This window comes from Veronia pacifica (assembly GCF_001707825.1).
In the GTDB taxonomy this organism is placed as follows: domain Bacteria; phylum Pseudomonadota; class Gammaproteobacteria; order Enterobacterales; family Vibrionaceae; genus Veronia; species Veronia pacifica.
Window position 1 is genome coordinate 27,255 of record NZ_LYBM01000013.1, and the last position, 12,374, is coordinate 39,628.

The 12,374-nt window shown below is 43.4% G+C and carries 11 protein-coding genes and 2 pseudogenes; 2 read left to right on the forward strand and 11 right to left on the reverse strand.

What is annotated here, in order from left to right:
- Positions 1–52: 52 nt before the first annotated feature.
- Positions 53–1,162, reverse strand: a complete 1,110-nt coding sequence (locus A8L45_RS08935; RefSeq protein WP_068901400.1) for a 1-acyl-sn-glycerol-3-phosphate acyltransferase — start codon at positions 1,160–1,162, stop codon at positions 53–55.
- Positions 1,163–1,381: 219 nt separating this feature from the next.
- Between A8L45_RS08935 and A8L45_RS08940 the strand changes: the two genes are divergently transcribed.
- Entirely contained in the window at positions 1,382–2,071 is a 690-nt protein-coding gene (locus tag A8L45_RS08940) for a hypothetical protein (protein ID WP_068901402.1), read from the forward strand.
- Positions 2,072–2,202: 131 nt separating this feature from the next.
- On the opposite strand, the gene A8L45_RS08945 is transcribed toward A8L45_RS08940, so the two are convergent.
- A complete protein-coding gene (locus A8L45_RS08945) occupies positions 2,203–2,733 on the reverse strand; it encodes a nicotinate-nicotinamide nucleotide adenylyltransferase (RefSeq protein WP_068901404.1) in 531 nt (176 codons plus the stop codon).
- Positions 2,734–3,250: 517 nt separating this feature from the next.
- Here A8L45_RS08945 and nadE point away from each other — a divergent pair.
- Positions 3,251–4,087: an NAD(+) synthase gene (nadE, locus tag A8L45_RS08950; protein ID WP_068901406.1), complete on the forward strand. Its 837-nt coding sequence runs from the start codon at positions 3,251–3,253 to the stop codon at positions 4,085–4,087.
- 59 nt (positions 4,088–4,146) lie between these two features.
- Here the strand turns inward: nadE and A8L45_RS08955 are convergent, their stop codons facing one another.
- From A8L45_RS08955 to A8L45_RS08985, 9 genes and pseudogenes are all read right to left on the reverse strand, one after another.
- Positions 4,147–4,671: a phosphohydrolase gene (locus tag A8L45_RS08955; RefSeq protein ID WP_068901408.1), complete on the reverse strand. Its 525-nt coding sequence runs from the start codon at positions 4,669–4,671 to the stop codon at positions 4,147–4,149.
- Positions 4,672–4,777: 106 nt separating this feature from the next.
- Positions 4,778–4,936: a YoaH family protein gene (locus A8L45_RS23785; RefSeq protein WP_175401953.1), complete on the reverse strand. Its 159-nt coding sequence runs from the start codon at positions 4,934–4,936 to the stop codon at positions 4,778–4,780.
- A 154-nt stretch (positions 4,937–5,090) separates the two neighbouring features.
- A complete protein-coding gene (locus tag A8L45_RS08960; protein ID WP_139122346.1) occupies positions 5,091–6,005 on the reverse strand; it encodes a DUF2861 family protein in 915 nt (304 codons plus the stop codon).
- 26 nt (positions 6,006–6,031) lie between these two features.
- Positions 6,032–6,250 (reverse strand): annotated as a pseudogene (locus tag A8L45_RS25695) (winged helix-turn-helix domain-containing protein); the annotation flags it as partial.
- 95 nt (positions 6,251–6,345) lie between these two features.
- Positions 6,346–6,697 (reverse strand): annotated as a pseudogene (locus A8L45_RS25700) (response regulator transcription factor); the annotation flags it as partial.
- Positions 6,669–8,105: an ATP-binding protein gene (locus A8L45_RS08970; RefSeq protein WP_068901412.1), complete on the reverse strand. Its 1,437-nt coding sequence runs from the start codon at positions 8,103–8,105 to the stop codon at positions 6,669–6,671. The gene A8L45_RS08970 and the pseudogene A8L45_RS25700, both read right to left, overlap by 29 nt.
- Before the next feature lie 271 nt (positions 8,106–8,376).
- A complete protein-coding gene (gene pntB, locus A8L45_RS08975) occupies positions 8,377–9,771 on the reverse strand; it encodes a Re/Si-specific NAD(P)(+) transhydrogenase subunit beta (protein ID WP_068901415.1) in 1,395 nt (464 codons plus the stop codon).
- 9 nt (positions 9,772–9,780) lie between these two features.
- Complete coding sequence (locus tag A8L45_RS08980) at positions 9,781–11,334, reverse strand: Re/Si-specific NAD(P)(+) transhydrogenase subunit alpha (RefSeq protein ID WP_068901418.1); 1,554 nt, start codon at positions 11,332–11,334, stop codon at positions 9,781–9,783.
- Between the two features lie 285 nt (positions 11,335–11,619).
- Positions 11,620–11,892, reverse strand: coding sequence for an HlyU family transcriptional regulator (locus tag A8L45_RS08985; protein WP_068901420.1), 273 nt, complete (start codon positions 11,890–11,892; stop codon positions 11,620–11,622).
- Positions 11,893–12,374: the final 482 nt, after the last annotated feature.

Genomic DNA, 12,374 nt, shown 5'->3' on the forward strand with positions numbered 1-12,374 from the left:
ATGTGACGTTGTCACATGGCCTTTGCAGATAGCTTTCGTTTAATTATCTATTTTAATGAGCCTTTTTTTCCGCAGGTATTGCGTACATCTGACGAACAATATCCGAGATTCCGTTTGGCATTGTGCTTAGTTTGCTGGCAAACAACTCTTTGTCATGTGAGGTTACTGATTCATGGTCGATGTCAGCCGCAATATAATTATTTGGAAAGAGTTTATAGTTGGCGCAAATCTGGCGGTCTATTTCTTCAGCAAGGTCTGCAGGACTATCGATATCACCAGAGATGACACTGCCAAACGCCACATGAATCTTTCTTTTGTGGCCGACAATACCCTGTACAATACTCTCGATGTCTTCAAACTCACCCTTCTCGTATTCACCATCGACTGATTTTTGGTGCAGTTCGTTAGCCTTGGCCAAATCACAAGGGTCATTTTCATAACTGATAGATACAGGCACAATATTCAACGACGCAATGTACTCTGAAAAACTCTCTTTTCGGCGGCGTCCCTCTACATGGAACATTTTTAGGATCGCAGGATCAGTTTTATCGTTTCCGTCTTTCGCACGCCCCTCTTTTTGCGCAATCCATATGGACTGTTTTTCGTCCAGCGAATGCTTAATATAAGAAGATAATTGTCCAAGCGCTTTCATCATTTCACGAGGACCTTTTGCAGAGCGTTTCACAATAAAACTCTTGTTAAGCTTCATTAATTCAGTAGCACATGGCTTTTTCAATAAATTATCGCCAATCGCAATCCTTACTGTATCCCTTCCCTCTAAATGGAGACACCAATTAACCATTGCAGGATCCATCGCGATATCTCGGTGATTTGAGACAAACAAATAGCCTTTGTTAGGATCAAGCTTATCCAGTCCGCTATATGTCAAACCGTCAGTCGTTGAGCTAATCATCGCTCGCATGTATTTGGCAACCTGGAGTTGCACATCATTAATCGTCTGAATCTTTGACCATCTCATCTTCAGATACTGCTTAAGTAGCAGTTCTCCAAACCACGGAAAATGTCGGACAAGTACTGGAAAGCGATATGTTAATATTGCGGTGATAAATTCTTTATCGTCAATCAATCTATGAAGTGCTGGAGAGACTTCCTCGTCGTTATAAGGACGAATGTCGAAATAGGTATCGTTTTTAGAATGCACGTTCTTTCACTTATTTTATTGGTTCCGCACCATTGTACGCAGTAATTGGACTCGTCTCATTTATATAAGACCTGAAACCTTACTGGTTGGAGGTCTTATATTACATTGTTATTGAATTTGCACGAAATGTGAACATTCAAATATTGGAACGACGCTAATGCTTGATCTGGGCAATAAAACTGCAGAGTATGTGCAGCTCACTCATCTGAGAGATAGAACATGAAACAAGCTATTGAGTTTAGCCATAAGGTCGCTTCTCACCTAATTCTTACTGCACGTAAAAAGTTTCCCTTTCATACTCTTCTGTTTGTTCACAACGGTGCACTGATAGTTCGCTTAGGGAAGACTGAGTACTTTGTGGGACAATCGCAATGTTTTTGGCTGCCTACTGGCGCACTCTACTCTATTACCGCGCTCCCTTTGACTACTTTTAGTGAGGCAACATTTTCTCTTCGCAATACCTATTCACTACCCGAAACAGCTGGATATGTGACACCGTCACAGGTAACAACAGCCATTTTTACTGAGTTGTCTAAAACAACGTTCGAGCCTGAGTGGCAAACGGCACAGGGAAGACTGCTGAGAGTACTGAGAGACCAACTTAGTGAGTGTGAAGCCACTCTTGATAACATCAGTACAGAGCAACAAACAATTAATAGATTCGTTCGCATCATATGTGACAGCGTCACTAAAATAGAGTTGCAACTACCTGAATCTGCGAAAAATTCGGAAATGGCAGACTTATGCCAACAAAAAACGCACCTTTTACCTCAACAACTTTTTGATTTAATTCAATCACGAGAGTGGTTGAGACTGTCTCGCTCAGGAAAAAAAACCAAGCAAATTGCCGAAATGCATCAGGTAGGAGAAGATAAAGTTGTGGAGAGCTTAAAAGAAATCAGCCTCTAGCCAAGCAGCACAGCAAAAATACTTGTGGGATTTAGAGTATATAATTACGGTTAGCTGCGGCGTGCAGCTAACCCACTAAAACGAGAATTTCACACTATCACAATGGTCTCCTCTCCTACCGCTCATCATCGCTAATCAGAAAACGAAAATTTCTTTAGTAGCTCAGCAACACCAGGAGTCGTCAAATGGCTAATCTCTTCTTTTTGGCAAAGTGCATTACGAATATCTGTGCTCCTTATCGCCAGAGTCTCCGGACAGGCCAAAACATTCCATCTTTTGGTGATCTCTTCAGCTTTATGGAAATTAGCGAACTTGAGTAAATTGTCAGGTCCAACAACAAAAGTAATGTCGGAAGTAGGATAAGACTCTGACAGTGATGATAATACTTGCCACGTTGTAACCGGCTCATTATTTGAAAAAAGAGACTTTTCTATATCACTAAGCTCAACATTCGATTGCTCGATATCATCAATAAATGCTTCTACCCAGTGGCATCGGTGGGTAAAGTCTGCCATTTTTTTTCCCCAAGCGTGAGATATACTGGGAACAAGAAGCACTTTGTCATAATGCTTCAATCTATTAATGATGCTTTTATGGCCTAGGCTTGGTGGATTGAATGCGCTTCCGAGAACCGCAATTGTATTGGTCGATGTTTTTGACATGGCTTTTATAAATCTTGAATTCTTATCAATATGATACACAAACAGACAGCCAATAAGTCAAACAACCTGCGAAAGTGTTATTGAATCACTCGATCGCCTTACCTAGTTTTAGAGATCGATATATTTTTAGGCCACCTCTTTGATACTGCTGACTTCCCCTTGATAACCACAAACACTATCCCACTAGCCTTTTCACTGTAATTCAGAAGTCTTTCATCCAAATCCCCGACAGTTAGATGACCCACCGATTAAATTCTTGGATAACCGAGCAATATTTAACTCATTCGGGACTATTTACAGCTATTTTTATCGGTTGCTGTTTTCTTCATCGGAATAAAATGTAAAATTTAAACATACGCTTACCATTAAAGTGTTGAGAGGTAGTATGTGTTTAGCATAAGACGTAATTACCTTAGCAATGATACTGACCTCAATACTTGGGCCATAGCGGTCACAACATCGGGCATACATAACAACCCGGATGAACAACATAAAAGCCTAAGAGGAATTCCCTACCATGGAGCAAGTTATTCGTGATGAAATGCGAGTCCTGCCAGAAATTGATCCAGCTTATGAAGTAAGCCGAAGAGTCAGTTTCATTAAAAACCGCTTACTCGCGTCAAACACAAAGTCTTTGGTACTCGGTATCAGCGGCGGTGTTGATTCTTCAACATGTGGCCGATTGGCACAACTGGCAGTGGATGAGCTAAACAGTGAAAACAATACTGATGAGTTCAAGTTTATTGCTGTTCGTCTCCCTTACGGTATCCAACAAGATGAAGATGAAGCCCAGCTCGCTCTGCGTTTTATCCAACCGTCTCAGTCAGTCAGCGTAAACATAAAACAAGGTGTTGATGGTATTCACAGTGCTGGCTTGGAAGCTTTGGAGGGGACAGGATTACTGCCCTCGGAAAATAGCAAAATTGATTTCGTGAAAGGTAATGTGAAAGCACGTACCCGTATGGTAGCCCAGTATGAAATCGCGGGGCTAGTAGGTGGCTTGGTTCTAGGAACCGATCACTCTGCAGAAAATATAACCGGGTTTTACACCAAGTTTGGTGATGGTGCGTGTGATCTGGCACCTTTGTTTGGTCTGAGTAAAAGACAGGTCAGAGAAGTAGCTAAATTCCTTGGTGCCCCCTCGATTTTGGTTGATAAAGTACCAACCGCTGATTTGGAAGAACTTACCCCTCAAAAAGCAGACGAGGATGCACTTCAGCTTTCTTACGATGAGATTGATGACTTTTTGGAAGGTAAGCCTGTGTCAGAAGCGGTGATCGAAAGACTGGTTGGCATTTATCAGGCGACTCAGCATAAACGACAACCTATACCGACCATATATGATGAGCTATAAAAAGCATCAAGCATAATCAATATAATGACGCCTGCATTTGAGTTTGATGCAGGCGTCCTTTACTTTCTGCCCAGCAAAGTCCCCACTTCCATCAATCTGTCTAAATCCAGCCAAATTTTTTCACATAAGCCAGGACGATAAACAGCGTCTCTGAATTCAGCATAGTTTTTTTGATACAACACAAATCTCTCTGGGAAAAAAACCCGGGATGCTTTGGCATCAACTAGCTGATCACAGGTTTTCACAATTAACGCAAGACGCTCTGACTCATCAAATCCTTCTAAGGTGCTGAGGGTCTCATTTTGCTTAATTGTTCTGTGGTGCCTATCTTCTGATATCGTACAAGTAAGGTAGCTGACAGCAAGAGCGATTGTTTCACCGAACTCTGCATAAAGCTCGTCGAGGTGAGTAGTAGTATCGTCGACGAGTGATTGCAAATGACTGACAATCATCACGTTTAGCCCGTAAGGTTCTCCGAGCTTTTCAACCTGATCCAAATGCACGTAAAATGGGAACTCTCCGTACATTTGTCCCTCATGTCGAGTTCTTGCGAAACTTCTTGCCAGCGAAAGACGATTATTCAATGCGTGATCCCGTTATTCGATAATGACGTTGAATTTTATCGGTGCGTATTAGCAGGTATAGCATATTCCTAAAAAGAACAGCGGCCTGATTTTGGCCGCTGTTCTGTTACTCTTCTTCCTGATGGTTTTGAGGTTGTCTCGCCCGAATCTCATCTGCGACCTGCCGGATAGCTTCTCCGCTGCTCATTCCTTTGGCCATCAGCGCATGAATTCGCTCGGCAGCTTCCTGTTGTTCAGAGTGAGACAAGGTTGGCATATTAAACATGAGTTAAATCCAGTAAATAGTGATCGGTAAATTCAATTTTGTATTCTACCTTGAACAAGCAGTCAGTTGCCATCGACGGTTCACTCGTCAGTGGCGATTCAATCCTTGTATCCAGAGGTTTGTGTCTTCTGCTCTTCGTTCATAACTGCGCGTATTACTTGGGCAACTTGTCGCCACTTTTTCCCGTTGTCAAACTGCTAACATCGACATCAGGTAGTTCAACCGTTCTAACAATCCGCTGAACCTCTTCAATCGAAATAATACCCTGCCAACGCTTTTCTATAAGAGATACAGATAGCCAATATCTACCCTCAGGTACATCGATTTTTGGCAGTGTAGATGGCAAGTTATGGTGAATATCGACCGACCATATTGGTTCCGCACTGCCTAAAGGTTTTGATTCTAACGCAATAGCCAAATAAGGTTTTTCACATTTAGCGTCTGTCTCTGATTGCTGGAGGATGTACCAACTTCGTGCATCCTGCCAGCTAATCTTTTGAAGTGGGGTTGGCTGAGTGATAATCAACCAGCTTGACCAGTTGGCAAATTGATTATCTTTAGTTGCTGCATCTACCTGCAAATCGAGTTTATAAAGGCCTGCTGAAATTGCGGATGATAAACCATCGACTTCAAAGGAAAAGGTATTACCTGTCTGGTTAAAAGTCTGCCGCTCTAAAACTGTGGTGTCAGGCCACCGGCTCAGTTTTACCGAAACCAACTGTCGTGTAGATTCACCCGCAATAAGCAATCGGTGATAAATCCTATTTGGTGTCTGCACCATCTCACGACGCAATCTCAGATTTGGCAACCAATCAGGCATGTTAGATTTGGTTAAGCTTCGACCACAGTCTTCCGTGATAGCAAGGTTTAATAAATCAGAGACATGGGACTCTTTTTCCGGGAGAGAACTGCGTTGCAGCACTTCGATCATTGCATCGAAACTAGCCGAAGTGTTCCCCTCAAGAAGTTTTTGATGAGCGAGAATCAAAGAATCTGCACCATTAAACCAGTTGGCAGAGACAGGTAATACGGTCGTCATCAACATGGTCGCAATAACAAAAGGCTTCAAACAGATATCCCCATATCCTTTTCCCACTACATCGTTCTCATTCTGTAACCGACGCCCCTAAGTGTTTCAATCTCCACATCCGGTAACTTCTGTCGAAGCTGAAGGACATGGGTATCTACAGTTCTCGTCGTCGGGTAATGAGAATATCCCCATACTTGTTCAAGAAGCTCATCCCGGGTAAATACACGGCCTGCATTTTTTGCCAAAAAAAACAGAAGATCGAATTCAGTCCGAGTGAGGATCACCTCACCCAGATCGCTGAGAACAGTGCGGCTCGCCGGATAAATCGTCAGATTGCCAATCACCGTTTCTTCGTTATCCTCTATCTCTTGTTCTGTTTCTCTTAAATGAACGCGAATACGGGCAAGAAGTTCAGCTTCAGCAAAAGGTTTTATCATGTAGTCAACCGCACCGCGATCTAAGCCGGCAACACGATCTCTGACTGAAACCATTGCAGTCAGTAAAATCACGGGCACCGTCTTAATTTTCTTCCATTCAGGCAACCATTCCAGTGAGTCTCCCTCAGGCAATTGCCTGTCAAGAATCACTAAATCAGCTTTCGCCCAATAGTAGCTAACCTTTTGGGCACAGTCTGCATGAAGGCATTTGTAACCTGCCTGTTCAAGGCTGGCGAGCAGACCATCGGCAAGGTTGTTATCATCCTCAACGAGCAACAGCGTCAACTGAGTCACAAGGTATCTCCAAAACAAAGGTGGTAGGTGGACCACTAAAAGACAGTTTGCCACCCATTCTTTTTACCATTGCATCGACGATGGTTAGGCCAAGCCCAAGACCACTTTCAGACACAAAGGGTTTTCTGATTGATTTCCAATCTTTATCTGACAAGGTGCCATGATCCCTCACACTGATTGTCAGTTTGCCATCCAGGCGTTCAGCACACACCGAGACAGGCGCTACGCCGTACTTAAGCGCATTTGTAATAAGGTTATCCAATGACGTTTTCAGCCAGTACATATTGACATAAACCGGGCTGTCTTCTTTTACGGTCAATGTGACATCATGCTCGTCACAAACAAACGCCAGCCACTCATTAACAGAGGGTATTTCATTAGTTTCCAGTGGCTTATGACCTGACTGTAAATAGTCTTTACTCGCTTCGGCAAGCTGCTTAAGGCGCATACTGTCTTCACAGATTCGCCTGAATTCGTCGTAAAACTCTTCAGGCAATGAGTCAAATTTTCTCCGAAACCCTTCCACAGTCATTGTTAGACTGGCAATAGGAGTGCGAAGCTCATGAGTCAAAATTTGAAGAACAGCCATTCTCTCTTTGATCAGTCGGCGTTTTACACTCCACCGGTTAAATAGCCAACCACCAAGACCAAATAAGTTAATGATTGCGAGAAAGACGACCAGTTGGCGCCACTCTGAGGACGTTTCCTGCCAATTCCAACACAGATTGCCGACTTTGGTCAGACAGTAGCTATTTTCAGCCGCATCACTGATATCGAGATCTAAAGAATGTAACGCAGGCTGCCAAATTTCTCGGGTATATAAATAGTAATCACCACCCTTTCTAAACCAAAGCTCATCTCCAGAAAGAAAAAACTCTGAGCCCGAGTTCAAGGCATCAATGGCAAGCTCTGGCATCCGCTGCAGGCGACCTAACAACGTCTCGGGTTCTGCAATTTGCCGCTCTTGAATGTGGAAGTACCGCTCCAGATCATTCATTCTACTTGGAAATATTTCCACATAGCGTAACCCATAACTTCCCCCCCCGGGGTGAATGAGATCTGTTCTGGAAAACCATGCCGCAGGCAGCCATGTTTGATTGCAAACTGCTCGTGAAAATAGCAGAGGCTCTGTCACTTCTGGACTGACAGGCCAAGGACCACTACATTTAGTCGCGGCCTGATAAAGCAGTTTGAGGTCATTAAGTGGATAACTGGACGATTGTGGCAATAGGCTATCCAGATCTAACAGAGCTCGCGGGAACTGACTGTGAATACTGTTCAACGCATAACTGACTAATGGCTTTTCATCAACCAGTCGCTGCCTGAAACGATCATAGTTCTCCGGAAAGCTGTCATTTGCAGATACGGACAGTGACACAATACCAGAAAGAAAAAGTAATACTCGCATAGCCAAAGACTAACACCAGAATCTGGGGTTTACTCATCCAAGTGTCGAAAGTTTGAATTGGGCAAAATTACCTGAATAATCAATTCAGTTCAAATAGATATGCTTCTGATTTTATAAGGGGCTTATTTAAAGGGCTTCAACCTCTGGAAACGAGCATTATTTATACAAAACATCCGCCCTCTTTTTTGTTTCTCGAATTTTATTCCATATAAAAAAGCTGGCCACATTGAGGCCAGCTTTAATTTACAAATATTTTGAATGGTGAGCGTGTTTAAATCGCCTTAGAAATAGCGTCTACACTCTCTTTTGCGTCACCAAACAGCATTGATGCATTTTCTTTGAAGAACAGTGGATTCTGAACACCCGCATAACCGGTATTCATTGAACGCTTGAATACAACAACATTCTTGGCGTTCCACACCTCGAGCACTGGCATACCAGCAATTGGACTGGCAGGATCTTCCATCGCAGCAGGGTTCACTGTGTCATTCGCACCAATGACAAGTACAGTGTCTGTTTCCGGGAAATCATCGTTGATCTCATCCATTTCTAGCACTATGTCATAAGGTACTTTCGCTTCGGCAAGCAGTACATTCATATGTCCCGGAAGACGCCCTGCAACAGGGTGAATGCCGAAACGAACTTCAATACCACGAGAACGTAGCTTTTCAGTGATTTCATACACTGGGTACTGAGCTTGAGCAACGGCCATGCCATATCCCGGAGTAATAATCACTGAGCGTGAGTCTTTTAATAACTCAGCCACTTCTTGTGCTGAAATCTCACTGTGCTCACCCTGCGGCTCATCCGAAGAAGATACTGATCCGTCTGTGCCGAATCCACCAGCGATAACACTGATAAATGAACGGTTCATTGCTTTACACATAATGTAAGACAGAATCGCACCCGAGGACCCCACTAATGCACCAGTGACAATGAGCAAATCGTTGGACAACATAAATCCGGCTGCTGCGGCGGCCCAACCTGAGTAAGAGTTGAGCATAGACACGACAACCGGCATATCAGCGCCACCAATAGAGGCAACCAAATGATAGCCAAATGCGAAGGCAATCAGAGTCGCGAGTACCAGTGCGAAGGTCGATTCACTTCCAACGAATGACGTCAGTAAATAAACCGAGACCAACACAGCCGCCAGGTTAAGCTTGTGGCGATGAGGAAGCATAAGCGGCGAAGAAGAAATAAGACCGCGAAGCTTGCCGAACGCAACGACTGAACCGGTAAAGGTTACAGCACCGATAAATACGCCGAGGAACACCTCAACCAAGTGGATTGTGTGCATTGTGGACGCAATTTCAGGCGTCTCTGCAACGATTTCACCAGGATTGAAGAAGGTGTTGAAACCAACAAGTACTGCAGCCATACCGACAAAGCTGTGCAAAATTGCCACAAGCTCAGGCATCTCTGTCATTTCGACTTTTCTGGCGAAATGCATACCTATGGCACCACCAATAACCATTGCCAGAATCACCCAAGTGGTACCTTGAGATGATGGGTCAAAGATGGTTGCCAATAAGGCAATTGTCATACCCGCTATGCCATAGTAGTTACCTGAACGGGCAGATTCCTGCTTTGACAAGCCAGCAAGGCTCATAATGAACAGTAATGCAGCAACTATATACGCTGCCTGAACAATTCCAGAAGACATGATCACTCCTTAATCTTTTCGGAACATTTCAAGCATGCGCTTAGTGACAGTAAAGCCGCCAAAGATGTTTATGCTTGCTATAAGAACGGCTATGAAGGCAAGAAAGGACACTAATCCGTTGCCCTGCCCAATCTGCAACACTGCGCCAACGATAATGATCCCTGATATCGCGTTCGTCACAGACATTAATGGTGTATGAAGTGCATGAGTAACATTCCATACCACATAATATCCCACCACACAGGCTAAAACGAAGACAGTAAAGTGAGAGAGGAACTCTGCTGGTGCTGAATTGGCAACCCAACCAAATGCCGCTATTCCCGCTGCTATAAGGCCGTATTTCTTCTCGGGAGCCATAGGTTTGTCTTCTTTAATGACAACTGCTGGCTTCTCTTCTTTCGCTTGCTGTGGCTGAGCTGATACCTGAATAGGCGGAGCCGGCCACGTTATTTCACCCTCTTTGATGACGGTGACACCACGTATCACTTGATCATCAAAGTCGACATCAATGTTGCCATCTTTTTCCTTGCAGAGTAACTTCATCAAATTGACAAGGTTTGTACTGTAGAGCTGAGATGACTGGGTAGGAAGACGGGCAACCATATCGGTGTAACCGATAATTTTTACGCCGTTATCGGTCGTAATGATTTTGTCAGCGACGGTATATTCGCAGTTTCCGCCGTTAGCCGCAGCAAGGTCAACAATGACACTGCCCGGTTTCATTGAATCTACCATCTCCTTGGTAACCAATTTCGGCGCAGGTCTGCCGGGAATCAAGGCGGTGGTGATGATAATATCGACGTCTTTTGCTTGTTCTGCGTATAGCTCTGCTGCCTTTTTATTAAAGTCGTCTGACATTTCTTTGGCATAGCCATCACCGCTTCCTGCCGCTTCTTCAAACTGTACCTGAAGAAACTCAGCGCCCATGCTCTCAACCTGTTCTTTCACTTCAGGTCTGACATCAAAAGCGCGAACAATTGCACCCAGACTACCAGCCGCTCCTATCGCTGCGAGTCCAGCAACACCCGCTCCCGCTACGAAGACTTTTGCAGGTGGCACTTTGCCCGCTGCTGTAATTTGCCCAGTGAAGAATCGGCCAAATTCGTGTGCGGATTCAACGACTGCGCGATAACCCGCGATATTCGCCATTGAGCTCAATGCATCGAGAGCCTGTGCTCTTGAGATACGAGGCACGGAGTCCATCGCCATGACATTGATATTTTTTTCTGAGAGCTTTTCCATCAGCGGCTCATTCTGAGCAGGCCAGATAAAACTCACCAATGTCGCGCCATCGTTAAGTAAATCAATTTCATTGACACCTACTTTGGTGTCTGCGTTAGGGGCGTTTACTTTAAAAATAATGTCTGATTTCCAGACATCTTTGGCTTCTTTAACAACAGCACCTGAAGCTTCGTATGACGCATCATCAAAGCTCGCTAAGTTGCCGGCACCTGTTTCAATGACAACACTGAAACCCATTTTTATAAGCTGCTCAACCGTTTTTGGCGTCGCAGCTACCCGCGTCTCATTGGCGAGTATTTCTTTTGGCACACCAATTTGCATAGTTTATCCCTGACTATTGGCTTAAATAATTGTTCCATTTTTAACCAACGAACCCGAACTCAACAACCTATTTGTTGGAATAATTCATAAACTTCATATATATGTAAGCTAACGAAGCCGATCCGCGTTTGAAAATGTAGTTATGTAACAAACAAGCGACAATATCTTTTTATCATCTAACCAGTTGAAAAAAAGCATTAAATAATGACATTCTCAAACATTAAACGATAATTAAAAACAACATTAAAACTTCGAAAAACAAACCCAACGTAATATCGGGCGGGGCTAATCAAACATCTTGTCACCCATTTGGTCGATGTACATCCTCGCCTTGTTAACCATAAGCTCAGATGCGGCACTCTCTGATGGGAGAATGTCCGACCTAATAAAATGATGGATTTTTGGTTCACCGTCTGTCTCTTTACAGATACGACCACTGATCCTGTACTGACCTCCTTCGCTCTTAGGCTCTGAATATATGAGAAATCCTTTGTATTCGATTGGATCGACTGATCTCTCGCTCTCTTTTTCACCAAACAACCATGAAAATAATCCCATGATATTTCCTACAATGAGTTGTAACTAAAACGTTATACTGACGAAGAGCCATTTTTTTGTCCAGTATCAGTGGCATACAGATATAAAAAACTGTCTAGGACAGGCTTTTTTTATATCTCATACTTTATTTTAACAAGCCGATATCACGCTTGATATGATCCGGCAAGTTAACACATGACCACGAGGGTGGCTGATTTCTATCAGACATTAGCGCATTCAAGCAACGGAGTAAGATTGCCGTAACGCTGAAAGCATTTGCTCTTTTCTTTTGGTTTAATTCGATATTGTCGTAATTTAGTTCAACTGCCTGTGTCATTTTTACCCCCAATCCGCCGTTCAATTTATGAGCAAATATTAAGGCTATTTCTTAACCTTTAACACTGACAATTTTTCCACTTTGCCATTATATTTTCTAATGCAAAAGTTACATTTAAATTCGTCTAAACGACTTATTTTAAATAGTATTTGTTCTAATAACGATT